Source organism: Acinetobacter sp. IK31, assembly GCF_035615195.1.
Taxonomy (GTDB): Bacteria; Pseudomonadota; Gammaproteobacteria; order Pseudomonadales; family Moraxellaceae; genus Acinetobacter; species Acinetobacter calcoaceticus_C.
This window is the reverse complement of record NZ_JANBOB010000016.1, coordinates 35978-60120: the sequence shown is the minus strand read 5'-3', so window position 1 is coordinate 60120 and position 24143 is coordinate 35978. Positions and strand designations below refer to the sequence as shown.

22 protein-coding genes are annotated in these 24143 nt (G+C 39.8%); 10 read left to right on the top strand and 12 right to left on the bottom strand.

Annotated features, from left to right (window positions below; genetic code table 11):
- Positions 1-46: 46 nt before the first annotated feature.
- The 4 genes from hutH to hutC form a co-directional block, all read right to left on the bottom strand.
- Positions 47-1585: a histidine ammonia-lyase gene (gene hutH / locus MSG66_RS08925; RefSeq protein WP_133971128.1), complete on the bottom strand. Its 1539-nt coding sequence runs from the start codon at positions 1583-1585 to the stop codon at positions 47-49.
- Positions 1586-1672: 87 nt separating this feature from the next.
- Positions 1673-3349 carry a urocanate hydratase gene (gene hutU, locus MSG66_RS08920; RefSeq protein ID WP_133971127.1) on the bottom strand — a complete coding sequence of 559 codons (1677 nt, stop codon included), beginning with the start codon at positions 3347-3349 and terminating at the stop codon, positions 1673-1675.
- A 249-nt stretch (positions 3350-3598) separates the two neighbouring features.
- On the bottom strand, positions 3599-4174 hold the full coding sequence (locus MSG66_RS08915) for a HutD family protein (RefSeq protein WP_202743222.1): 576 nt from the start codon (positions 4172-4174) through the stop codon (positions 3599-3601).
- Positions 4171-4923, bottom strand: coding sequence for a histidine utilization repressor (gene hutC, locus MSG66_RS08910; protein ID WP_017391094.1), 753 nt, complete (start codon positions 4921-4923; stop codon positions 4171-4173). The genes MSG66_RS08915 and hutC overlap by 4 nt, the downstream gene beginning before the upstream one ends.
- 350 nt (positions 4924-5273) lie before the next feature.
- Between hutC and MSG66_RS08905 the strand changes: the two genes are divergently transcribed.
- On the top strand, positions 5274-6386 hold the full coding sequence (locus MSG66_RS08905; RefSeq protein WP_324653715.1) for an acyltransferase: 1113 nt from the start codon (positions 5274-5276) through the stop codon (positions 6384-6386).
- Between the two features lie 34 nt (positions 6387-6420).
- On the opposite strand, the gene zigA is transcribed toward MSG66_RS08905, so the two are convergent.
- From zigA to MSG66_RS08890, 3 genes are all read right to left on the bottom strand, one after another.
- Positions 6421-7650 carry a zinc metallochaperone GTPase ZigA gene (gene zigA, locus MSG66_RS08900; RefSeq protein WP_324653713.1) on the bottom strand — a complete coding sequence of 410 codons (1230 nt, stop codon included), beginning with the start codon at positions 7648-7650 and terminating at the stop codon, positions 6421-6423.
- Between the two features lie 181 nt (positions 7651-7831).
- Positions 7832-8515: a D-Ala-D-Ala carboxypeptidase ZrlA gene (zrlA, locus tag MSG66_RS08895; RefSeq protein ID WP_262473058.1), complete on the bottom strand. Its 684-nt coding sequence runs from the start codon at positions 8513-8515 to the stop codon at positions 7832-7834.
- A gap of 164 nt (positions 8516-8679) precedes the next feature.
- Positions 8680-10068 (bottom strand): amino acid permease, encoded by a 1389-nt coding sequence (locus tag MSG66_RS08890; protein ID WP_324653710.1) that lies wholly within the window; start codon positions 10066-10068, stop codon positions 8680-8682.
- A 357-nt stretch (positions 10069-10425) separates the two neighbouring features.
- On the opposite strand from MSG66_RS08890, the gene fahA reads away from it, so the two are divergent.
- From fahA to MSG66_RS08870, 4 genes are all read left to right on the top strand, one after another.
- Complete coding sequence (gene fahA, locus MSG66_RS08885) at positions 10426-11733, top strand: fumarylacetoacetase (RefSeq protein ID WP_324653708.1); 1308 nt, start codon at positions 10426-10428, stop codon at positions 11731-11733.
- Positions 11720-12352: a maleylacetoacetate isomerase gene (gene maiA / locus MSG66_RS08880; protein ID WP_133971115.1), complete on the top strand. Its 633-nt coding sequence runs from the start codon at positions 11720-11722 to the stop codon at positions 12350-12352. Before fahA ends, maiA begins: the two co-directional genes overlap by 14 nt.
- Positions 12353-12369: 17 nt before the next feature.
- Positions 12370-12918, top strand: coding sequence for a VOC family protein (locus tag MSG66_RS08875; RefSeq protein ID WP_324653705.1), 549 nt, complete (start codon positions 12370-12372; stop codon positions 12916-12918).
- A gap of 295 nt (positions 12919-13213) precedes the next feature.
- Positions 13214-13993: an IclR family transcriptional regulator gene (locus MSG66_RS08870; protein ID WP_324653703.1), complete on the top strand. Its 780-nt coding sequence runs from the start codon at positions 13214-13216 to the stop codon at positions 13991-13993.
- A gap of 64 nt (positions 13994-14057) precedes the next feature.
- Here MSG66_RS08870 and hppD read toward each other — a convergent pair whose 3' ends face one another.
- Complete coding sequence (hppD, locus tag MSG66_RS08865) at positions 14058-15113, bottom strand: 4-hydroxyphenylpyruvate dioxygenase (RefSeq protein ID WP_042895913.1); 1056 nt, start codon at positions 15111-15113, stop codon at positions 14058-14060.
- A gap of 527 nt (positions 15114-15640) precedes the next feature.
- Between hppD and MSG66_RS08860 the strand changes: the two genes are divergently transcribed.
- Positions 15641-16111 (top strand): DUF523 domain-containing protein, encoded by a 471-nt coding sequence (locus MSG66_RS08860; RefSeq protein ID WP_324653700.1) that lies wholly within the window; start codon positions 15641-15643, stop codon positions 16109-16111.
- Positions 16112-16117: 6 nt separating this feature from the next.
- Here the strand turns inward: MSG66_RS08860 and MSG66_RS08855 are convergent, their stop codons facing one another.
- Positions 16118-17080, bottom strand: a complete 963-nt coding sequence (locus MSG66_RS08855) for a bile acid:sodium symporter family protein (protein ID WP_042895916.1) — start codon at positions 17078-17080, stop codon at positions 16118-16120.
- A gap of 54 nt (positions 17081-17134) precedes the next feature.
- Positions 17135-17779 carry a bifunctional nicotinamidase/pyrazinamidase gene (gene pncA, locus MSG66_RS08850; RefSeq protein ID WP_324653697.1) on the bottom strand — a complete coding sequence of 215 codons (645 nt, stop codon included), beginning with the start codon at positions 17777-17779 and terminating at the stop codon, positions 17135-17137.
- 329 nt (positions 17780-18108) lie between these two features.
- Here pncA and dapA point away from each other — a divergent pair, with 329 nt between their 5' ends.
- The 4 genes from dapA to MSG66_RS08830 all read left to right on the top strand — a co-directional run bounded on the left by dapA (position 18109) and on the right by MSG66_RS08830 (position 21548).
- Positions 18109-19002: a 4-hydroxy-tetrahydrodipicolinate synthase gene (dapA, locus tag MSG66_RS08845; RefSeq protein WP_324653695.1), complete on the top strand. Its 894-nt coding sequence runs from the start codon at positions 18109-18111 to the stop codon at positions 19000-19002.
- 15 nt (positions 19003-19017) lie between these two features.
- On the top strand, positions 19018-19623 hold the full coding sequence (locus tag MSG66_RS08840; RefSeq protein WP_133976107.1) for a lipoprotein-34 precursor (NlpB): 606 nt from the start codon (positions 19018-19020) through the stop codon (positions 19621-19623).
- 36 nt (positions 19624-19659) lie between these two features.
- Entirely contained in the window at positions 19660-20379 is a 720-nt protein-coding gene (gene purC / locus MSG66_RS08835) for a phosphoribosylaminoimidazolesuccinocarboxamide synthase (RefSeq protein ID WP_133971101.1), read from the top strand.
- A 317-nt stretch (positions 20380-20696) separates the two neighbouring features.
- The gene (locus tag MSG66_RS08830; RefSeq protein WP_262473051.1) at positions 20697-21548 is read left to right on the top strand and encodes a formate/nitrite transporter family protein; all 852 of its coding nucleotides are present in this window, start codon (positions 20697-20699) and stop codon (positions 21546-21548) included.
- A gap of 27 nt (positions 21549-21575) precedes the next feature.
- Here the strand turns inward: MSG66_RS08830 and MSG66_RS08825 are convergent, their stop codons facing one another.
- Positions 21576-22841: a replication-associated recombination protein A gene (locus MSG66_RS08825; RefSeq protein WP_202743233.1), complete on the bottom strand. Its 1266-nt coding sequence runs from the start codon at positions 22839-22841 to the stop codon at positions 21576-21578.
- Between the two features lie 105 nt (positions 22842-22946).
- A complete protein-coding gene (locus MSG66_RS08820; RefSeq protein ID WP_324653690.1) occupies positions 22947-24119 on the bottom strand; it encodes a PQQ-dependent sugar dehydrogenase in 1173 nt (390 codons plus the stop codon).
- Positions 24120-24143 lie beyond the last annotated feature (24 nt).

Below are 24143 nucleotides of genomic sequence, written 5' to 3'. Positions count from 1 at the left end.
AGGATATTTAGTTAGATTCGGCCACTCCATGTGACCGTTTTATTAATCACACTTCAGATAGACTAGGGAGTAGGTTTGGAATAATTAACTCGTTTAGACAACCACTCGAAAGTAATTCACTTGCCTGTTCAATATCAGGAGCAAAGAAACGGTCTTCACTGTAGTAAGGCACTTGAGCGCGCAAGATTTTACGGGCTTGTTCAAGTTTAGGCGAGCTTTTTAGGCCTTCACGGAAGTCTAAACCCTGACAAGCGCCTAACCATTCAACAGCTAGAATGCCGCGGACGTTGTCAGCCATTGGCCAAAGACGTTTACCTGCGTTAGGTGCCATTGAAACATGGTCTTCCTGATTCGCTGAGGTTGGTAAACTATCTACACTCGCTGGATGTGCAAGCGCTTTGTTGTCACTCGCAAGCGCAGCCGCCGTAACTTGAGCAATCATGAAACCCGAGTTCACGCCACCATTTGCGACCAAGAACGGTGGAAGCTGTGACATGTGGCGGTCCATCATCATCGAAATACGACGTTCTGAGAGTGAACCAATTTCTGCAATCGCCAATGCGAGATTATCTGCTGCCATCGCAACAGGTTCAGCGTGGAAGTTACCACCTGAAATCACATCACCTTCTGCTGCAAACACAAGGGGGTTATCAGACACTGCGTTTGCTTCAATTGCTAAAACTTCAGCAGCCTGACGGATTTGGGTTAAACATGCACCCATCACCTGTGGTTGGCAACGTAAAGAATACGGATCTTGAACTTTGCTGCAGTCTTCATGTGAATGCGCAATTTCACTTGATTCTGTTAAGAGGTCACGATAAGCCGCGGCCACATCAATTTGACCACGCTGACCACGTACTTCATGAATACGAGCATCGAATGGCGCACGTGAACCTAACATCGCTTCAACGCTTAAACCACCACAAACAGTTGCAGCAGCAAACAAATCTTCAGCTTCAAATAAACCGCGTAAAGCGTACGCTGTAGAAACCTGAGTACCATTTAAAAGTGCCAAGCCTTCTTTTGCCGCTAAAGAAATAGGTTCTAAACCTGCAATTTTTAAAGCTTCAACTGCTGGTATCCATTCACCTTTATAACGTGCTTTACTTTCACCCAATAGAACTAAAGACATATGCGCAAGTGGTGCTAAATCACCAGAAGCACCTACAGAACCTTTAAGAGGAATGTGCGGATAAACTTCTGCATTAATTAATGCCAACAAAGCATCAATGACTTTACGGCGAATACCTGAGAAACCACGTGCCAAGCTGTTTGCTTTCAATAGAATAATTAAGCGAACCATCGCATCATCAAGTGGTTCACCTACACCTGCTGCATGCGAAAGAACCAATGAACGCTGTAATTGTTCTAAATCTTCAGGAGCAATCTTGGTTGAAGCGAGTAAACCAAAACCGGTGTTAATTCCGTAAGCTGTACGTCCTTCATTTACAATCTGTTCTACACAAGCCACGCTTGCGTTGATTGCAGCTGAAGCACTTTCATCTAATTTAACTTTAATCGGGTTGAGGTAAGCTTGACGTAAATCGGCTAAGGTTAATTTTCCCGGTTGGATCAATAATTCCATGTTGGCTTCCTAATTTTTGGCACTATATTCTGCTGAGACGGTGCTTTTCACAATTGCAAAAAGCACCGCCAGTTCTTCCATGTGTTTTTATTGAGTGATCATTGGCAAGTTTAAGCCTTGCTCTTTCGCACAGTTAATCGCAATTTCATAACCTGCATCAGCATGACGCATAACACCTGTTGCAGGGTCATTGGTCAGTACACGGGCAATACGTGCAGCAGCGTCATCTGTACCATCACACACAATCACAACGCCTGAGTGTTGAGAGAAGCCCATACCTACACCACCACCGTGATGTAAAGATACCCAAGTTGCCCCGCCTGCTGTATTTAACAATGCATTTAATAAAGGCCAGTCAGATACTGCATCTGAGCCGTCTTGCATTGCTTCAGTTTCACGGTTTGGACTCGCAACTGAACCTGAGTCTAAGTGGTCACGACCAATTACGACTGGTGCTGATAATTCACCACTACGAACCATTTCGTTAAAAGCTAAACCAAGTTTTGCACGTAAACCTAAACCCACCCAGCAAATACGCGCTGGTAAGCCTTGGAAGCTAATACGTTCACGTGCCATGTCTAACCAGTGATGTAAATGTTCATCATCAGGAATTAACTCTTTAACTTTGGCATCTGTTTTATAAATGTCTTCTGGGTCACCAGAAAGCGCTGCCCAACGGAATGGACCAATACCACGGCAAAACAATGGACGGATATATGCAGGAACAAAACCAGGGAAATCAAATGCGTTTGCTACGCCTTCTTCTTTCGCCATTTGACGGATGTTATTACCATAGTCAAATGTTGGAACACCCATTTTTTGGAAATCGAGCATCGCTTGTACGTGTTTCGCCATCGACTGTTTTGCAGCTTTTACAACAGTTTCTGGTTCTGTTTTCGCACGTTCACGGTATTCATCCCAAGTCCAGCCTACTGGTAGGTAGCCATTGAGTGGATCGTGTGCACTTGTTTGGTCTGTCACCATGTCTGGACGCACACCACGGCGAACAAGCTCAGGTAAAATCTCTGCAGCATTGCCATGAAGTGCAATTGAAATTACTTTGCCTTCTTTCGTGTAACGATCAATACGCGCTAAAGCGTCATCTAAATCAGTTGCTTGTTCATCTACATAACGTGTGCGTAAACGGAAATCGATGCTTGCTTGTTGGCATTCAATGTTTAAAGAACAAGCCCCTGCAAGTGTTGCAGCTAAAGGTTGAGCGCCACCCATGCCACCTAAACCGGCAGTAAGAACCCAACGACCGTTTAAATCGCCGTTGTAGTGTTGACGACCTGCTTCAACGAAAGTTTCGTAAGTACCTTGTACAATGCCTTGGCTACCAATATAGATCCATGAACCTGCTGTCATTTGACCGTACATTGCTAAAGCTTTTGCATCTAACTCGTTAAAGTGTTCCCAGTTTGCCCAGTGCGGTACAAGGTTTGAGTTTGCAATTAAAACACGTGGCGCATCTTTATGAGTTTTAAATACACCTACTGGTTTGCCTGATTGAACCAATAGAGTTTCATCAATTTCTAGATTTTTTAAAGTATCTACAATTTTATCAAAACATTCCCAGTTACGTGCAGCACGGCCAATACCACCGTATACAACCAACTCTTTCGGGTTTTCTGCAACGTCCGGATCAAGGTTATTCATCAACATGCGTAATGGCGCTTCAGTTAACCAACTTTTAGCTGTCAATTCAGTGCCGCGTGGCGCACGAATTTCTACATCACGAAATTTTGTTGTCGTTGTTGTCACAGGCGGACTCCTTCCTTTGAGCTTACATCAGCAGAACATCACTTGTTTCTGCATTTGTATAGTAATGTATTAACTTGTATATACATCCATATACTACACAAATATTTTAAAACGTGAAGAGGGTTTCAAATATTTTTTAAAAAAACTTAATAAGCTATTGAATTAAAATAATTTATTTTTATAATTTGCATAAAAAAAGCACACATCCTTTCACTAGACATGTGCTTTTAAAAAGCTATTTTTTAAATTTTAACGTTGAGTTAACTCAATAACATAACAATTTTTTGCCCAATTTTGAGGAAAATGAACTGATGTAATCGCAGTGGTTTTCTCAATTTTTAAAGTCTCGTGAGCAGTGAGTACAAAGGTTTTATCCTCAATCGCTACTTCTGTTTCTGAACCACTATTAAAAATAAAAATCAGGTCTGCCGAGCTTAAAAAAGTCTGTGCTTCTGTACCATCTACTCTCTGAAAGCGGGCATGAAATTTTGCAGAATCATAAATTAGATTTAAATCTCGAATTGCACCGTCAACTAATTCACTTTGTACCTGACTTTCGCCGTGGAAAGCAAAAATATCGCCCAGCTTTAACGACCTAGCAGGCAGATCATCGACATGTAATTCAATACCTTTCCCATCAAGTACAGTAATAATTCGCTGCTTATTTGGGAACAAGGAAAATGGTCCAGAAGTTGTCACATCTGCCATCGAAATTCGCCAGTCGAAATCAAGATCACCTAGGCTTCGCGCAATTTCTAAAGTATAGCCTGCACCATTTTTCCAAAGCATTTTTGTATATTGGTCTGCCTTGAGTACTTCAATCATTGCGTAAATTTGCCTTCGAGATAATAACGACTGCCGGGATAAGTCAGACGGGCACTAGAAATGAGTTGTTTGTTTGACCACGTACGGCGACGGATCAGTAAACATGGTTCAGTTTTAGTAATTTTTAACCACTTACACTCTTGCGGAGATGCTAAAACGGCTTCAACAATATGCTCGCCTTCTGTCACAGGTGCTTTCGCCATTAAGTATGCATTTGGAGTAATGGTTTTAAAATCTTGTTCTAAATAATCTGGGATGAGTGCTGCATCAACCAAACGATCTTCGACCTGAACTGGCACATCATTTTCATAATGCACAATAATTGAATGAAATAGCTTTTGCCCTTCGCGAGTCTGCATTAATACACTTTGTTCTGCATTTGCATAAATTTGTTCTAAAATTAAAACTTCCGCATGGTGCTTATGGTTTCGTGCAACAATCTCTTCGGCAATATTATTAATTTGAAAAAGCGCGGTTCGGCCTTGCCCTTCAGCAACAAAAGAACCAACACCCTGTATACGTACCAATAAACCCTCAGTCGTTAATTCGCGTAGCGCACGATTGACTGTCATGCGACTGCAACCAAGTTGATTGACCAACTCACTTTCAGAAGGAATTTTTTTATTTACAGCCCAAGAGCCTTCATAAATCTTTTGTGAAATCAGCTGTTTGACGCGTTGATATAAAGGAACTGGACTATCAGCTTCAATCGAAAGCTCAGCATGTTCTTGTTTTGATGTTCTGGGCATAGCAAAGTCTCAAAAAGGCAGCAGGCAAAGTTATATTTTAGTTGACATGTTATGTATATACAACCAAATACAACATGTGAATGAATAAAAATAAAAGATTTAATCTGGCTAAAAAACAAGCCAAATACAATATAAGCTAATTTAAAGTTTTATGTAGAGAAATTCAATTATATTAATATCTTATCAATATTTTCATTTAAGCAGTTAGTCGCCTTAAGCTTTGCCCAATTCAACTGTTTTCTATTCGTATTATTTTAATTACTCAATGATACTTAAAAATTTTATTTAAAATAACTGATCGATAGTATTCTTCTGCCACACAGTATATTAATAAACTGGAAGCACATCGAATGCGTAATTATAAAATAGATATTCTGCGAGGAATCTCTATCCTTTTGGTTCTTTTACATCATTTTAATATTCCCTATAAACTTAAAGACACATGGTTAGGTTTTAATTTCTTGGGTGAAGCATTTAGCACCTTACTTGCAAGAAATGGAAATTATGGCGTCACCATGTTTTTTGTGATTTCGGGTTTTTTAATTACCCATCACACTTTAAAAAGAGACAAACAATTCTCCGCAATTAACCTCAAGCATTTTTATATCCGACGAGCAGCCCGCATTTTACCGTGTCTGGTTTTACTCATTCTAGGTGTAAGTTTACTTGGGTCATTTGACTTAAAACCCTTTATAAACCAAGCCCCCAATGGCATTGAGGTCTCATATCCCTTAACTATATTTGCAGCTTTAACCTTCTGGATGAATATCCTGATTATCAAATTTGGTTGGGTAAACTACGCTTTGGGCGTGTTGTGGTCACTCTCTGTAGAAGAAGTTTTCTACTTTGTGTTTCCATTATTGTGCCTGCTCACGCGTAGTAATAAGGTATTTATTGCTGTACTTGTTGGAGTAATTTTATACGGACCTTATTTTAGATCTCTACATTTTGGAGAAGAAAGCGGTGCCTATTTATATCATTATTTTTCGAGTTTTGACGGCATAGCTATTGGTTGTTTAACAGCGATATTTTCTCATACATATCGACCAAATTGGACCTATAAAAAACCTCTTTCTTGGTTCATTATTTTGAGTATGACAGCCCTTTATTTATATGCTCCCATTAAAGAAGTCAGTACATGGGGTATTAGCTTATTTGCTTTCGCCTCAGCTTTACTCATTTTATGTTTTCAGCATTCTGCGGGAACGCAAACACATAGTCTGTTTACAAAAGTGATGGTCTGGTTGGGGCAAAGAAGTTATGAAACTTATTTGTTTCATCTGGTGGTGCTTGGTCTCATGAAGGTTGCTTTTATTCCAGCTCAAACCGACTCTAGCATCAAAATTATGCTTTTAATTGCCTATCTCATTGTGACTTTCATCATTAGTGCAGCAATTGAAAAATATTATTCCACCCCACTTAACAGCTACATTCGTAAGATATTTATCAAAGATAAATCATAAAAATAAGCCCCTTTTAAATAGGGGCTTTTCTTTGTTAAGCGATCAACATGGTTTCATCTTCTTGTTTAAAAGGATTCGACCAGCTCTGCCAAACTTGTGGACCTAAAGCCATTTCTTCATCATTTAATAAACAATAGTCTAATTTTTCTATTAAAGCTTGCTCATCCATTTGCATACCAATGAGAACCAGTTCCTGACGTGCATCACCTGTTTTTGCATCCCAAACCTTTTTAATTTGTTCGATGCTATCTAAGTCACTCGGCCAGTCTTCTTCTGCAACAGCAGCCCACCAATAACCTGCTAAGCCGTGCCGTGCCATTGCGCCCGCTTGCGACCATGAATAAGCCAATGTCGGTTCGGCAGCCAACCAGAAAAAACCTTTAGAACGTACAACACCCAGCCATTCAGCCTGTACCAAATCATAAAAACGCTCTGGATGAAAAGGTCGGCGCGCGCGGTAAACAAAGCTACTGATTCCATACTCTTGGGTCTCTGGCGTATGTTCGCCACGCAATTCTTTTAACCATCTCGGCGCTTGTGCTGCTTCATCAAAATCGAATAGCTGTGTATTTAAAATTTTATCTAAAGCAATCTTTCCAAATTGAGCAATTTCAATTCGGGCACGTGGGTTTAATGTCTTTAGAATTGCGGTGAGCTGCTCTTGCTGAGCTTGGTCAATCAAATCAATTTTGTTGACTATAATCACATCACAAAACTCAATTTGATCGATAAGAAGATCCACCACAGTTCGTTCATCTTGTTCGCCTAGCGACTCTCCGCGTTGCTGTAGTGAGTCCAGAGAGCTGTAATCTTTAAGGAAGTTAAAAGCATCGACCACGGTTACCATGGTGTCTAGTCGAGCAAACTCATTTAAAGAATTTCCATTTTCATCTGCAAAGGTAAAAGTTTCTGCAACAGGCAATGGTTCTGAAATACCAGTCGACTCAATCACCAATTGGTCAAAGCGTCCTTCATCGGCTAAACGTTTAACCTCAACCAGCAAATCTTCTCGTAGCGTACAGCAGATACAACCATTACTCATTTCAACCAGCTTTTCATCTGTTCTTGAAAGCTCCGCTCCACCTTCGCGTACTAAAGCCGCATCAATATTCACCTCAGACATATCATTCACAATCACGGCAATACGGCGGCCTTCGCGATTATTTAGAATATGGTTGAGTAACGTGGTCTTTCCTGCACCCAAAAAGCCAGATAAAACGGTAACAGGAAGCTTGGCAGATGACTTGGCGTTTGCAGTTGGCATGGCTTAATCTCTTAATAATATTAAAAACTTGGTCATCACTGATGATTTAAACGATCTACTCACAGGAGGTATTCATTTCTAAACCACAATAATGTTATGTTATGTTATAACATAACTATTAATCAAGTTTTTTATCTTCCTCCTTGTCTCGTTTGAGTTAACAAAAGGGAAGATTTAATATTTAAAAGCCTTGGCAAATTGACGTTTTATAGTGATGGTCAGGCCCCCACGCACGGAATCCTTGACTATCAATATGAATTTGTCCTGAAGCATAAACACCAAGGCCCATATTGAGTATTTGGCCTTTGGTTGCCCAGAACTGACAAAGTTTGGTTTTGGTTTGTTGGATATTGAACTGATCTAAATCACTAGGTTGTTCTGGCCCAATTCGGAAATCAAGCGCTGCATTAAAGACATGTCGAGATGCATCGGCACCCCCAGCACAGCGGTTTAAAGATAAAGCTCGATAGGCCGATGTCACCTCAAAATCATTAATTACCCCATCGTCAACCAATGCTTTTAAAATGCTGAGTGTCGGAACAATATTGGACCAAATCTCGCGTGGAGGCACTGCATAGGGTTCAACTCCACATTTTTGCCAATCTCGAGCTGAACGCAATAATTCATGGTCTGGAATTAAATCTGCGAGCCCTTTTTGCTTAAGAAACTGCTTATAAGCTTGTACAGACTGTCCATGATCTGCGGTTGCTACCCAAGCAACATAATCTTCGGGTTGCTGTTTTATTCTGACTACTTTTTTTGTAGGTTGAGGTAAAGTCTGCGTGTGCGGAGGAGTCGTTGACTTGGGTGGTTGAGTGCTACAAGCTGTGAGAGATAATAAAATTAAACCTAAATAACGCTTCATAAATATGCTCTATCTTCACTAATACTGGGAAAGATGCTCATCATTAAATTCAAGAAATGTTATATTATAACAACTATAAAATCTTTTAATTTCTGTTATTAAAATTTAAAAATAAAAAAGGACGTATGAGATACGTCCTTTTATAGCTACAACTTAAAATTTTATTAAATATCTGCTTCTACAGCAGTTAAAGACTGCTCTGCTTTCAGCTTACGACGTTTAAATTGATAAGCCATCATTAAACACAAAATCCAGCCAGGAATCATCATGACTGCAATACGCATGTCTGGTGTTAAAGACATTACAACTAAAATGCCCAACATAAACACGATGCATAGATAGTTGCTAAATGGATACATAAAGCTTGGGAACTTAGTCGTTTGACCTTGGCTTTGCATGTATTTACGGAATTTTAAATGTGTCCATGAAATCACAACCCAGTTAATCACAATGGCTGCAACCACGAGCATCATGAGCAAACCAAATGCTTTTTCAGGGAAAATATAATTTAACAATACACATAAAATAGTCACCGCAGCAGAAAGGATCACTGCATTGGTTGGAATACCACGTTTATTAATGTGTCCAAATGCTTTTGGTGCATTTCCTTGTTGTGCAAGGCCCAATAGCATACGGCTACTGCAATAACTTGTACCGTTATAAACTGAAACCGCAGCAGTCAAAATTACAAAGTTCAGCAACGTTGCAATACCTTGGCTATCTAAAGAAGCAAAGACCATCACAAACGGGCTACCGCCTTCAGCCATCTGGTTCCATGGAAATAGCGAGAATAAAACAAAAAGTGTCGCAATATAGAAAATCAAAATACGGTAAATAATTTGATTCACAGCTTTAGGTAAGGTTTTGTCCGGATCACGTGCTTCAGCAGCAGTAATACCAAAAAGCTCAATACCACCAAAAGCAAAAATAATGACCGCCATTGCCATCACTAAGCCTTCAACACCAAATGGGAAAAAACCACCGAGTGCCCAAAGGTTGCTAATACTCGCTTGTGGGCCAGCTGTACCAGTTGCTAGTAAATATGAACCGAAACCAATCATTCCCAGAATCGCCAAGATTTTGACAATAGAAAACCAGAATTCCATTTCGCCAAAAAACTTAACATGGAGTAAATTAATGCCATTAATTAAGACAAAGAAAGTTAAAGCAGATGCCCACGTTGGGATTTGCGGCCACCAATATTGTATGTAAAGACCAATTGCACTCAGTTCTGCCATACAGACAAGGACATTCAGTACCCAGTAATTCCATCCAGACATGAACCCAGCAAATGGTCCCCAGTATTTGTAGGCAAAATGACTAAAAGACCCACTTACTGGCTCTTCAACCACCATCTCGCCAAGCTGACGCATCATTAAAAAAGCAATAAATCCTGCAATCGCATAGCCAAGGATGACCGATGGACCTGCTAATTTAATCGATTGTGATATACCAAGAAAAAGCCCTGTGCCAATCGCCCCACCCAATGCAATAAGTTGGATGTGCCGATTACTCAAACCATGTTTCAGGTTTCCTTGCTCTTGTGCTGACATATGATTATTCTCATCCTTGTCACGTAATTTTTTTCCAATAAATTACGTATATCATAAATTAATCAAACTTTCATAGAGATTCATGAAAAATAATTGCGTGACTTTTCTCATGACCGCGAATGAAAACAGAAAATACAAGAAATGACAATTATTATGAAATGTGTAATCAAATTATGTATTGCGTAATTTTATGAATTCAGTATTATAAGGACATGAAGCAATTGGTTGTGCTCGGTCTATATCAAACTCATAAGACAAAAGTTGATCTAAATAAAGATTAAAAAACTTATTGAGTAGCTCAGTCCTAGACCGAACTTTTATTTATATAAGACCTGAGATGAAGACAAGGACGCGAAAATGGAACAAAAACTAAATTCTTTTATTGAAGTTTCACCTCAATCTGATTTCACTATTCATAATTTACCTTATGGTATTTTTAGCAGAACTGCCGAAAGCGAACGCCAAGTGGGTGTAGCTATTGGTGATTGGGTCATTGATCTCGCTGCTCTTGAAAAGCACGGTCTTTTAAAAATTTCAGATCAAGATACTTACTTTAATCAACCGACACTGAATAAATTTATTGAGTCTGGTAAAGCAAACTGGTCAAAAGTGCGTAAGACACTACAGTCTCTTCTCTCGACTAATAATTTAACGCTTCAACAAAATGAAGCATTACGTCAGGAAGTTCTGGTTAAGCAAGACAGCGTTACTTTGCATTTACCAATTCAAGTACCTGGTTATACCGATTTCTACTCTTCTAAAGAACATGCGACCAATGTGGGTTCTATGTTCCGCGATCCAAAAAATGCCTTACTTCCAAACTGGAGCGAACTACCAGTTGGTTACAATGGTCGTGCCAGCTCTGTTGTGGTAAGTGGTACCAACATTGTTCGCCCATCTGGTCAAATTAAACTTCCAAATGAAGAACGCCCTGTTTTCTCGGCAACCCGTAAACTCGATTTTGAACTTGAAACGGCGTTTATTGTGGGTAAACCGACAGAGCTCGGTCAGCCAATCGCGATTGAAAATGCTTGGGATCATATTTTTGGAATGGTATTGCTCAATGACTGGTCAGCACGCGATATCCAGCAATGGGAATATGTTCCACTTGGCCCTTTTAACGCTAAAACTTTTGCCAGTTCGATTTCACCTTGGGTCGTGACACTTGAAGCTCTTGAGCCATTTAAGGTTAAAGGGCCTCAACAAGATCCGAAACCAATGGGCTATTTACAAGAAAATGTCGCTAATAGTTACGATATTAATTTAAGCGTTGAAATTCAGACTCCAAAATCGACACAAACTGACGTGATCTGTAAAACCAATTTTAAATATATGTATTGGTCTATGTCTCAACAGCTCACTCACCACACTATTGCAGGCTGTAATGTTCAGGTTGGTGACTTGATGGGCTCAGGCACCATTTCAGGTTCCACACCGGATTCGTATGGCAGTTTGCTTGAGCTTACATGGAATACGACTAAACCTTTAACACTTGCCAACGGTGAAACTCGTGGTTTCTTACAAGACGGCGATACGCTCATTATGAAAGGTCACTGTGAAAAAAATGGGATGCGAATCGGCTTTGGTGAAGTGAGAAATACCGTTCTTCCTGCATTAACGTTCAATTTTGCAGAAACTTCGGAGCCTGACTATGAAGCTGTATAGTTACTTTCGTAGCTCTGCAGCCTACAGAGTACGGATTGGTCTAAACATTAAAGGTTTAGCTTATGAAACTGTTCCGGTACATCTAGTAAAAAACGAACAGCGAAGTGAAGACTATTTAAAGTTAAACCGCAGTGCTCTGGTCCCGACTTTAATTGACGGCGATTTAACCTTGTCTCAATCGTTAAGTATTTTGGAATATCTGGATGAACAATATCCAGAAACCAAATTACTCCCAAGAGATGTGCAAGAGAGAGCCAAAGTCCGTGCTTTTGCACAAGTGATTGCCTGCGATATGCACCCATTAAATAACCTGCGCGTACTGAAATATTTAAAAAATGAGTTAAATGTTTCAGATGAGCAAAAAAATTATTGGTATCAGCACTGGATTCTTGAAGGATTTCAAAATCTGGAACAGCAACTACAAAATTCAAATGGCCAATTTTGCTTTGGACATGAAGCAACAATTGCCGATTGCTGCCTGATTCCACAGATTTACAACGCGAAACGCTTCAAGATTGATTTATCTGCGTTTCCAAAAATTGAATCGATTTATCACCATTGTTTGTCTATCCCAGCCTTTTATAACGCGGCGCCAGAACAACAACCAGATTGGGAATAGTAAAAAGGAGTTTTAACATGACATTTGCCATTAAAAAAATACATCACGTTGCATATCGTTGTAAGGATGCGAAAGAAACTGTTGAGTGGTATAAAAAAATGCTCAACATGGACTTCATTTTAGCTTTTGCAGAAGACCATGTGCCTTCCACTAAAGCCTTTGACCCATATATGCACTTATTCTTAGATGCAGGTCAAGGCAACATTTTGGCATTTTTTGAATTACCGACTCAACCAGAAATGGGCCGAGACGAAAATACGCCTCAATGGGTACAGCATATTGCTTTTGAAGTCGAAGATGTAAATGCGCTGATGGCTGCGAAGCAACATTTAGAAGAAAATGGTGTGAAAGTTTTAGGTGTAACCAATCATGGTATTTTCCACTCAATTTACTTCTTTGACCCAAATGGCCACCGTTTAGAACTTACCTATAACGATGTACGCGCTGAAGAAAAAATTGCAAAAATTACTGAAGAGATGAAAGCAGAAATGTTAGAGGAATGGAGCAAAACTAAACGCGCGCCTCACCACACACATTTCTTACATGAAGCAGAGTTAGGTACCTAATTTTAAAAGAACGATCTAAAAAGTCGGCATTGATTAGAATTGTTTGCATGAACTGTTCTATATCAATGCCGATTTATATTATTTAAATCTGCTAAATTGCTAGAAAATTGCGCTATAAATGAGAGCAATATGATTTTCGAAAATTGTTGATTATTAAACATGTCAATTTCGCTAATAGAAAAAGGTGATTTCTATTTTTCAATAGGCTCAGGCATGATGTAAAACGCAGCAATTTCAATTTATGTTTTGAACATCACTGTTTAACAGTTGAAGTAAATTTATTAAGGGTATTTAAATGATTGAAGAAAAAGTATCTGGGGGGGTTCAATCACTTGAAGTCGGTTTATCTGTACTAAATGCTCTTTTAGAACACAATCAACCTATTATTCTCAAAGACCTGTCCAGTAAGCTAGAAATGCATCCTGCGAAGGTACACCGCTATTTGGTCAGCCTTATTCGCATGGAATATGCAAAACAGCTTGATGATGGTCAATATGCTTTAGGCGATCAAGCATGGCGCTTAGGTCTAAACTGTGTTCAGCATAGCGACACCCTACAACTGGTACAGCATTTAATTTACGACCTACAAAACAAAATTGGTTGCGGCATACAAATCAGTAAATGGTCACCGAAAGGCCCTGTGGTTGTTCAATCTATTGAATCTAACCACCCTATTTCGATTGTTACTAAAGTCGGCTCGATTATGCCTTTAGTCAATTCTGCTGCAGGACGCCTATTTGCTTCTTACCTTCCTGAGCATTTTGTTCGTCCATTAATGGAAGCAGAATGGCAAAAGCATCAAGAACTCGGTCTAAACATCGCACCACAAAACTGGCAAGCGTTTACAGAGCTCAAAGAAACCATTCGCCAGCAAGAAATGTCGGCAGCAAAGGGTGATTTACTAACAGGAATTAATGCAGTGGGTTTACCTGTGTTTAACTCAAATCAAAGCATTGAGTTTTGTATTGTCGCACTGGACAGCGAAATGTTTTTACCAGTTGACCCACAAAGTAAAACGATTGAAATCTTAAAAAGTGAAGTGAAGCTCATCAATCAATATATTAAAAGTCGCTAATCAATAGCCATAAAAAACCAAGAGATCAAACTCTTGGTTTTTTAGATCAGAAACAAAGCTCAGCTTATTTAGTTTCTAGAACACCACGGCGAATCTGGTCACGTTCAATCGACTCAAATAACGCCTTGAAGTTACCTTCGCCGAAACCATCATCATCTTTACGTTGAATAAATTCAAAGAAGACTGGACCAATCATGTTTTCAGAGAAAATTTGCAATAACAGTTTCTTCTGACCATCTTTAGTATTGCCGTCTAGCAAAATACCACGCTGTTTTAACTCGTCAGTCGGCTCACCATGCTCAGGTAAACGTTCTGGTAGCATTTCATAATACGTATTTGGTGGCGGTGTCATAAATTTCAGACCTAAGCCCTTTAACTTATCCCAAGTCGAAATTAAGTCGTCACAAATAAACGCGATATGCTGAATCCCTTCGCCATTAAAGTCAGACAGGAACTCTGCAATTTGACCGTTTCCTTTGTCCGAATCTTCGTTTAATGGAATACGGATCATACCGTCCGGCGCTGTTAATGCTTTAGACGTTAAGCCTGTATATTCACCTTTAATATCAAAGTAGCGAATTTCTTGGAAGTTAAAGATTTTTTCATAGAAATTTGCCCAATACTCCATACGGCCTTTGTAGACGTTATGAGTTAAATGGTCAATTTCGTTTAAGCCTGCACCCACTGGATGTCTTTGCGCGTCATCAAAGAAAACAAAGTCATTTTCATAAATATCGCGGTCAACTAAAAAGATTGGCATGCCACCAATACCTTTAATTGCCGGAATGTTGAGCTCCATTGGCCCAACTTTTGAATACATCGGTTCAGCACCAAGCTCTACTGCTTTTTGGAAAGCTTTTGCTGCATCACGTGTTTTAAAACCCATTGCACATGCTGATGGGCCATGTTCATTAAAGAAGAATGAAGCATAAGATTCTGGCTGATAATTCAGGATAATATTGATATTTCCTTGACGCCATAAGTACGCTTCTTTCGATCTATGTTTGGCTACTTTTGAAAAGCCGATTGTTTCAAAAACTGGATCTAATTCATTTTCTTTTGAAACAAACTCAATAAATGCAAAACCGCATAATTCTAATGGGTTCTCTAAAATATCCATCTAGTTTCCCTCTGGTGATTACCTGTTCCGTTTATCTCTATTGCTGATCAACTCAGCTCCTTTCTCTATAGAATACGTATTGATTGGGGAGTATTTGAACCGTCAAAATGCCTTAACCCAACGCATCCTATGAGAAAAAAACGAATCAATAAAACGAAGATATGATGAGCGTGAAGCTTTTGATGATTAATTCCCGTTCCATTTGGTGTTTGTTTTCCATACACACTGTCCTTTCTTATCTAAAAGTACGATTGAGATTTTTCACTAAACCCTTAAAAATCGTCTTTTCCTAAAAATCATTTATAGATTTATGGAGACCAACATCCTTGTTGGATCTCCAATGGCCATTTACCTTGAATTAGATGCTACTAAAAACAATTAAATTATGCAATACATAACTTAATTATGAATTGCATAATTTTGGTAATCTTTTAATTTGTCTGTTTTAAAATGAATTGTCATATTTCCTATTCTGTTTATGATTCTTTATCTTCAAAAAACCTCACTTGCTTTGGGTTTGGAAAACTATGCTTTTAGTCAGCGCATGTTTAATTGGTGAACCTGTTCGTTACGATGGCCGATCTTGTCTGCATGGTAAGCTTAAGCAGCTTCTTCTTGATAAAAAAGCCCATGCACTTTGCCCAGAGTTATTAGGTGGTTTTACCACGCCACGCTTACCCGCAGAAATTGTGGGAGGAACAGGACAAGATGTGCTAGATGGCAAAGCCAAAATTACCGATTCATCTGGTTTAGATGTAACAACGTTATATTTAAAAGGTGCTTACCGTACTTTAGAAATTGCTCAGCAAATAAAAGCAAACTACGTGGTTTTAAAAGAAAATAGCCCTTCTTGCGGTAGTCAAAAAGTTTATAACGGTAAGTTTCAAGGCGAAAAAATTGCAGGAACTGGAGTCACCACAGCACTTTTACAGCGCCATGGTTTTGAAGTTATTTCTGAAAATGAAATTGAAGATTGGTTAGCCACCAATCCAATTTAAATATAGCTACTCAGCTTTAATTTTAGCTACTTCATTTACATCTTTACGACTCGCCCAATAAGTCGCAAGTGCTGGGCCAGAAATATTATGCCAAAGACTAAAAATAGCACTTGGCACTGCCGTAATCGGGGAAGCCGCAAAATGTACTGCTGCGAGAGCAACACCTAAACCCGAGTTCTGCATACCCACCTCAACCGCAATTGCCTTACTGTCTGCATAAGGTAATTTAAAGAACCGTGCTGCGGTAAATCCTAACAAATATCCCAATCCATTATGCAATATTACAACGGCTAAAATGAGCAAACCCGACTGTAGAATGGCCGCTTTACTCCCACCAATAATGGCTGCAACAATCGCTACAATTGCAATGACTGAAACTAAAGGCATGACTTGAATATAGGACTCGACCTGACGTTTTAGCCATGTTCTTAAAATCAGACCAATCACGATAGGAAGTAATACCACCTGCAAAATTGAAATAAACATAGATGCCGCATCAATTTTTAGCCACTGACTAGCAAGCAAATAAAAAATAGCGGGTGTTAATACTGGCGCTAAAAGTGTTGAAACTGAAGTGCAGGCCACCGATAAAGCCACATTGCCTTTAGCCATATAGGTAATCACATTTGAAGCCGTTCCACCCGGACAACATCCCACTAAAATGACACCAACCGCAATTTCAGGAGGCAAATTAAATAATTTACACAAAACGTATGCTAAACCGGGCATCACCACAAACTGCGCCACTACTCCAATCAACACCGCTTTAGGGCTTTGTAATACCCCTTTAAAATCATCGACGGTCATGGTCATTCCCATACCAAGCATAATAATGCCCAAAATCCATGGAATGTACGCTTTCATCCAGACAAAAAATTCAGGCTGCCATAGCGCCAGAGCGGCAAAAACAATGACCCATAGGGCAAAAGTTTTTTGAATAAATTGGGTAAAGCGCAGGAATGCAGACATATTTTCGTTCCCTAAAAATTAAAACATCAAAGTCAAAACACGAGACCAATAAATTTAGCGCTCACTCAGCAAATCACTAGATTGAATACGGGCAACACCTTGTTGCTGCATGGTTTGCCACGCTTGCTCTAACGAACCATTTAGGTCAATCCCTTTACAAGCATCTTCAACCACTAAAGTTTTAAAACTTTGTTTTACTGCATCTAAAGCGGTCCACGCCACACAAAAGTCCGTGGCAATCCCCACCACATATACCGTATCAATACCACGCTCTTTTAAGTAACTGGTTAAACCAGTCATTGTGGACTGATCTGCTTCCATAAAAGCCGAGTAGCTATCAATATGAGCATGAAAGCCTTTTCGAATAATGAGTTGAGCTTTCGGAATATTTAAATCAGGATGAAAATCGGCATCTTTGGTGCCTTGTACACAATGTTTAGGCCAAAGTACCTGAGGTCCATAAGCGAGTTCAATGGTTTCAAATGGCTGCTTATTTTCATGATTTTCTGCAAAAGAAATATGATGATCTGGATGCCAGTCTTGCGTTAGAACAATATTTTCAAAACAATCAGCAAGTTGGTTAATCGTTGGAATAATAGTATCGGCATTGGCAACTGCTAAATTTCCACCCGGTGTAAAACCATTTTGTACATCAACTACGATTAAAGCCGCATTTTGTGGTTGTTTATTCATTTTCATGTCATCTTCAATCCCAATCGGGAAACTGCATTCTATCTTGCCATAAAAAAAGCCGATATTAAGTAAGGCTCAGTTGAATCAAGCTGTATTGTTATATTTACGAACCCTTCTCACCCCTGCAATAACGAGAACATCCTATCTTTTCCTCAAGTTTACATAGCGATTATCCATTAGGCGTATTGTTCTTATGCGTCTGATCAGTCATAATTTGCATAATTGTCATTCAACAATCTGTTATTGTTAGAACTGGACAATCAAAATACTGCAACCATCCCACATTTTGTTTTTCTTACCTCAGATTCGGATGGATAAATAGGATATTTTTAAAAATGACTCAGCAAGCACAGACCATTCAAGGCTCAATCGTCGCAATCGTCACACCAATGTTGAAAGATGGTGGTGTAGATTGGAAGGGTCTTGAGAAGCTGGTTGAGTGGCACATAGAACAAGGTACAAACAGTATTGTAGCCGTCGGTACTACCGGCGAAGCCTCAACATTGAGCATGGAAGAGCACACACAGGTTATTAAAGAAATTATTCGTGTAGCCAATAAACGTATTCCAATTATTGCCGGTACTGGTGCAAACTCAACCCGCGAAGCAATCGAATTAACAAAAGCTGCCAAAGATTTAGGCGCAGATGCAGCCTTACTTGTTACTCCATATTATAATAAGCCAACTCAAGAAGGCCTCTACCAACACTATAAAGCGATTGCTGAAGCCGTAGAATTACCACTTATTCTTTATAACGTACCTGGCCGTACGGGTGTAGATCTTGCAAACGATACAGCTGTACGTTTAGCAGAGATCCCTAATATTGTCGGCATTAAAGATGCAACAGGTGATGTACCTCGTGGTAAAGCTTTAATTGAGGCTTTAAACGGCAAGATGGCTGTATATTCAGGTGATGATGAGACTGCATGGGAACTTATGCTTCTTGGTGCAGACGGTAATATCTCTGTTACAGCAAATGTTGCGCCTAAAGTAATGAGCGAAGTATGTGCTGTTGCGATTGCCAAAGATGAACAACAAGCGAAGACGATTAACAATAAGATTGCAAATTTACACAATATTCTATTTTGCGAATCAAACCCAATTCCTGTGAAATGGGCACTACATGAGATGGGACTGATTGATACTGGTATTCGTTTACCACTCACTCCTCTCGCTGAGCAATATCGCGAACCTCTCCGCAATGCCCTAAAAGATGCGGGAATTATTTAATAAGAGCAATTTATGATGCAATTACGTCTTGGTTTAGTCCTTGCAGTTTCAGCCTTGAGTTTAGCTGGTTGTGGTCGCTTCGCAATTAATAATCACTCTTTAGATTATAAAAATGCCAAGCAACTTGCCCCGCTTGAGTATCCTGCCGATGCAACTGTACGACCAGCGACACCTTTGTATCCAGCCCCAACTGTAGACCAGCTCGCTATCGAGCACGCGCCGAAGTTTGAAAACGAGCGTGGTAACCGTTTTGCATTGCCACGCCCTGAACAAACACAGGGCAGCAATGCAACAGCAGATGCATCTGCTCAAACGACTACTGCGCTTGGACGCCCTCAGCTTGTGACCGACGGTAATAAAAACCCATTGTTAAAAATTGATGGGAATACAACCGAGATCTGGCAATACGCCAAAGCGACATTAAGTACTTTAAATTACAACATCATCGCTCAAGACAGCAATCAGGCGACAATTAAAGTAAATGACAATACTTATGTGCTTAAGCTGACTGGTGTGGGTTCTAGTCATACTCTTGCTCTATTTAATGTAGACAACACTTTCGCAAGCCCAGATGTGGCGGCTGAAGTGTTAAACCAGATTTACCAAAATTGGCCAGCCTAGTCATTTACTAGGCATTTTTTTTTAAAAGGTTCCCTCATGTTAAAACAAACCTTGCTCTATACTGGTAAAGCAAAATCTGTATATGAAACAGACAATGCCGACCATCTGATTTTAGTCTTTCGTGATGATGCCTCTGCGTTCAACGGCGAAAAAATCGAACAGCTAGATCGTAAAGGCAAGGTGAACAACCTTTTTAACGCCTTCATCATGGAAAAACTTGCTGCTGCGGGTATTGAAACGCATTTTGAAAAATTGCTTTCTCCAACTGAAGTGCTTGTTAAAAAACTTCAAATGATTCCTGTTGAATGCGTAATTCGTAACTACGCAGCTGGTTCTCTATGCCGACGTTTAGGTGTAGAAGAAGGTAAAGAGTTAACTCCTCCTACATTTGAATTGTTCTATAAAGATGACGGTCTAGGCGACCCAATGGTTAACGAATCTCAAGCGATTGCTTTAGGTTGGGCGACGGCTGAACAATTAGAGCAAATGAAAGTGTTAACTTACCAAGTAAACGATGTATTAAAAGCATTATTTGCTGAAGGTAACATGATTTTGGTGGACTTCAAGCTTGAATTCGGTGTTTTCCATGACCGTATCGTGCTTGGTGATGAATTCTCTCCAGACGGCTGCCGTCTATGGGACAAAGACTCTAAGAAGAAACTCGACAAAGACCGTTTCCGTCAAGGTTTAGGTGGTGTTGTTGAAGCTTATGAAGAAGTTGCTGCTCGTTTAGGCGTAGATTTATCTGCTATCTGATCGTTCAAACTTCATGAAAAACCGGGCTAAAGCCCGGTTTTTTTACATCAGGTATGTTAGAAAATAAAATAATGTAGATAGATTTGCCTATTAAAATAAATTAGCACACGAATTGCTTAATCTTCCTTTCTAACTGGTATTTCATCTGACTGATTGCTCTTATTCATGCAGTATTTTGCTTCTTTTCTGTCACAGTATGATTCAACTTATAAAAAAACACAGAAAGCTGTTAGGAATAGACTGGATTTATTCTGAACACTGCTTTAACAATAAATAAAAACGAGAAATATAAAATATTTATTCAGGGAGTAAACCAAATGGATCATAAAATAGAGGAAGAAAAAGTCGATCAAACCTTAAGCTGGCGGGAAAAAATAGCGGTTGAAGAACATGAGAAACTTTCACCCCGACTAGTCTATGAAATTATTCGCCGTGATGGTGCCGAGGAATTGGATCGACCAACCGCCGCACTGATCTTTTCAGGAATTGCCGCGGGTTTGGTCATCAGTTTTTCATTTGTATTTAAAGCGATTATCGCATCTTATATTCCGACTGATGCGATCTGGGCCGATTTAATCACCAATATCGGTTATACCATTGGTTTCCTGATCGCTATTTTGGGTCACATGCAGCTCTTTACCGAGAATACCATCACTACAGTTGTACCTTTATTCAAACCCTTTACCTTGGATAAATTACGAGCAGTAGGTCGCTTATGGGGGATTGTGATTCTATGCAATATCATTGGAACAGGTTTGGCGAGTTTATTTTTCCTAACGACTCACCTGTTTACTCCTGGTATTGACCAAGCACTCGATGAACTCGCCCATCATGTAGGTTCCTTTTCTGCAACCCAGAATATGCTGAAAGGTATTATGTCTGGGCTGTTAATTGCAGCATTGGTCTGGATGCTACCCTCAGTCAGTAATAAATTCCTGCTCATCTTTTTCATGACTTATCTGATAGGACTAGGCGACTTTACCCATGTAGTGGTTGGTTCTACAGAAATGTCCTATCTGGTCTGGCAAGGAGATGCTTCGATTAACCAATATCTGTTTACTTTCCTGATCCCCACCACCATTGGCAACATTATTGGTGGTACAGGCGTGTTTACCCTACTGATTTATGGTCAGGTGACTGAAGAACTGGAACAACATGATCATCGTTAGGTGTAGCTTGATACAACGAATAGGTTATTACTGTTCTTGCTGCCATCTGCGTTGCTGCAAGCGCTCACCTTCAACTTCACGCTTGTTTCTCGCAGACTCATAAACCTTGGTTCCCTTTAACTCTGGCGGCAAATAGTCTTGCAGCACAAAGTGCTCTGGGTAATCGTGAGGATAGAGATAATTAATTCCATAACCTTGCTGTTTCATGAGCTTGGTTGGTGCATTTCTTAAATGTAAAGGCACGGGTAAATTAGCTGTTTTTTCTGCAAGTTCTAAAGCTCGATTAATCGCGAGATAAGTACTATTACTTTTTGCACTCGTTGCTAAATAAACCGCCGTTTGGCCCAAAATAATTCGCGCCTCAGGCATACCCACAGCTTGGACAGAACGGAAGCATTCACCTGCAAGTAATAGCGCATTCGGGTTAGAGTTTCCAATGTCTTCAGAGGCTGCAATGAGCATACGTCTTGCAATAAAAACTGGATCTTCACCGCCTTTGAGCATACGTGCCATCCAATACAGAGTTGCATCTGGATCACTACCCCGAATCGATTTAATAAATGCAGAAACTAAATCGTAATGCTGCTCCCCAGATTTGTCATAACGTGCAATATTTTGCTGCGCTACTTTCACTACCACAGCATTGGTAATCGTGTTTTCAATCTCTGGTTCAAATGTACTGGCAATCAGGTCAAGTAAATTCAGTGCCTTACGGGCATCACCTGCAGCGAATTGAATAAGTGCATCATATTCTTCAATATGAATATAGCGTTCTTTTAAGAATTTATCGGCTTGAAGTGCATTATTAATGAGCGTCTGGATCGCTTCACTGTCTAGACTGTTTAAGGTATAAACCTGACAGCGTGATAAAAGCGCACTATTCACCTCAAAAGACGGGTTTTCGGTGGTCGCTCCCACTAAGGTAATTTTTCCTTTCTCAACTGCACCCAATAAAGCATCTTGCTGTGATTTATTAAATCGATGAATTTCATCAATAAAAACTACAGGGGTCAGTAAATCACCACTTTCTGCAATAATTTCACGTAATTCTTTCACACCCGTATTCAGCGCTGATAAGCTCACAAATGGTCGGTCTATCGCCTGAGCTAACAGCAAAGCAATTGTTGTTTTACCAACGCCCGGTGGCCCCCAAAAAATAATAGAAGGTAAATGTCCCTGATCAATCATTTGACGCAGAGGCGCGTTTTCACCTAATAAATGATCTTGCCCAATAATTTCAGACAAGTCTCTCGGGCGTAGGCGTTCGGGAAGTGGAATATGGGTGTCTGACATTTCAAATAGCTTTATCGTCTTTTATCTATAGTCTATTGTGTCTCACAGAAATCTACAATTTGTATCTATGAGACACGACCTTTATTTGCAGGCTGTTTTGTCACATTAAGATGCTTTCTTACTCAGCTTAAGTAAGCGTGCCTTTGAACCATCTTCAATGACCCAAATCGAACCATCTTGTGCTTCATGTAAGCCACGAATACGTTGTTTCATATCTAGTCTTTGCACTTCTTTCACAGGTTTATGCTGTAAATCCACAACAATAATCGCTTCGGAAGATAAGCCTCCAATTAAAGCCTTATTTTGCCATGCAGGAAATTGCTGACCACGATAGATAATAAGACTCGATGGAGAAATTACAGGAGTCCAGTCAATTTCAGGCGCTTTAAACTCTGGATGAGTGTGATGATCTGGAATAGGTTGGCCCGAATAATGGTCGCCATTTGAAACGATTGGATAACCATAATTTTCACCTTTTACGATGATATTAAGCTCATCACCACCTTTAGGTCCCATCTCAACCACCCATAGTTGTCCTTGAGCATCAAAGGCCATTCCTAACGGATTACGGTGTCCCAGTGACCATATTTCAGCAGTGACCCCGCCTTGCTTATAAAAAGGGTTACCTACGGCCGCTGTACCATCCTCATTTAAGCGCAAGATTTTACCTAAATTACTTTTCATGTTTTGAGCAGGATCAAACTTTTGTCGCTCACCTGAACTCACCCAAAGTTTTCCATCCGTACCAAAAAGCATCCGATGTCCATAATGGCCTTGACCTGAAACTTTGGGTACTTGCTGCCAAATCGGCTTCACATCTGTAAGTTTTGGCTGTTTGGGGTTAGATAAATCCAGTTTCGCGCGTGAAATAACGGCACCAGATCCTCCTTGCCCTTTTGTTGCATAGCTCAGATAAATCCAATGGTTTTTGGCAAAGTCAGGATGTAAAACCACATCACCTAATCCACCTTGTCCGCCATAATTCACTGTCGGAACACCAGAGACATCCAACATTTGTTTATTTTTAGGATTAAAAAGTTTTAATTTTCCTGGGCGTTCAGTGACCAATAAACGCTGATCTGGCAAACTTGTTATTGCCCAAGGTTCATCAAAATGTGCAACCGTTTCAACCTGATAAGATGGTTTGACTGAATTAGATTGTTCTGTTTTAGCCGAGGTTTTTTGTTCTAGATCTTTTGAATTGGTATTATTTGAGCCACAGGCCATCAACAATAAGAAACTACTACATAATAAAGGGGCTGCTAATCGTCTCATCATTTTTATCTCCTTTTGCTTTTATTG

Bases quoted from the DNA above. Each gene is read 5' to 3' on its own strand.
- hutH (WP_133971128.1), bottom strand. From the start codon at position 1,585: ATGGAATTATTGATCCAACCGGGAAAATTAACCTTAGCCGATTTACGT.
- MSG66_RS08915 (WP_202743222.1), bottom strand. From the start codon at position 4,174: ATGATTGAAGTACTCAAGGCAGACCAATATACAAAAATGCTTTGGAAA.
- hutC (WP_017391094.1), bottom strand. From the start codon at position 4,923: ATGCCCAGAACATCAAAACAAGAACATGCTGAGCTTTCGATTGAAGCT.
- MSG66_RS08905 (WP_324653715.1), top strand. From the start codon at position 5,274: ATGCGTAATTATAAAATAGATATTCTGCGAGGAATCTCTATCCTTTTG.
- zigA (WP_324653713.1), bottom strand. From the start codon at position 7,650: ATGCCAACTGCAAACGCCAAGTCATCTGCCAAGCTTCCTGTTACCGTT.
- zrlA (WP_262473058.1), bottom strand. From the start codon at position 8,515: ATGAAGCGTTATTTAGGTTTAATTTTATTATCTCTCACAGCTTGTAGC.
- MSG66_RS08890 (WP_324653710.1), bottom strand. From the start codon at position 10,068: ATGTCAGCACAAGAGCAAGGAAACCTGAAACATGGTTTGAGTAATCGG.
- fahA (WP_324653708.1), top strand. From the start codon at position 10,426: ATGGAACAAAAACTAAATTCTTTTATTGAAGTTTCACCTCAATCTGAT.
- maiA (WP_133971115.1), top strand. From the start codon at position 11,720: ATGAAGCTGTATAGTTACTTTCGTAGCTCTGCAGCCTACAGAGTACGG.
- MSG66_RS08875 (WP_324653705.1), top strand. From the start codon at position 12,370: ATGACATTTGCCATTAAAAAAATACATCACGTTGCATATCGTTGTAAG.
- MSG66_RS08870 (WP_324653703.1), top strand. From the start codon at position 13,214: ATGATTGAAGAAAAAGTATCTGGGGGGGTTCAATCACTTGAAGTCGGT.
- hppD (WP_042895913.1), bottom strand. From the start codon at position 15,113: ATGGATATTTTAGAGAACCCATTAGAATTATGCGGTTTTGCATTTATT.
- MSG66_RS08860 (WP_324653700.1), top strand. From the start codon at position 15,641: ATGCTTTTAGTCAGCGCATGTTTAATTGGTGAACCTGTTCGTTACGAT.
- MSG66_RS08855 (WP_042895916.1), bottom strand. From the start codon at position 17,080: ATGTCTGCATTCCTGCGCTTTACCCAATTTATTCAAAAAACTTTTGCC.
- pncA (WP_324653697.1), bottom strand. From the start codon at position 17,779: ATGAAAATGAATAAACAACCACAAAATGCGGCTTTAATCGTAGTTGAT.
- dapA (WP_324653695.1), top strand. From the start codon at position 18,109: ATGACTCAGCAAGCACAGACCATTCAAGGCTCAATCGTCGCAATCGTC.
- MSG66_RS08840 (WP_133976107.1), top strand. From the start codon at position 19,018: ATGCAATTACGTCTTGGTTTAGTCCTTGCAGTTTCAGCCTTGAGTTTA.
- purC (WP_133971101.1), top strand. From the start codon at position 19,660: ATGTTAAAACAAACCTTGCTCTATACTGGTAAAGCAAAATCTGTATAT.
- MSG66_RS08830 (WP_262473051.1), top strand. From the start codon at position 20,697: ATGGATCATAAAATAGAGGAAGAAAAAGTCGATCAAACCTTAAGCTGG.
- MSG66_RS08825 (WP_202743233.1), bottom strand. From the start codon at position 22,841: ATGTCAGACACCCATATTCCACTTCCCGAACGCCTACGCCCGAGAGAC.
- MSG66_RS08820 (WP_324653690.1), bottom strand. From the start codon at position 24,119: ATGATGAGACGATTAGCAGCCCCTTTATTATGTAGTAGTTTCTTATTG.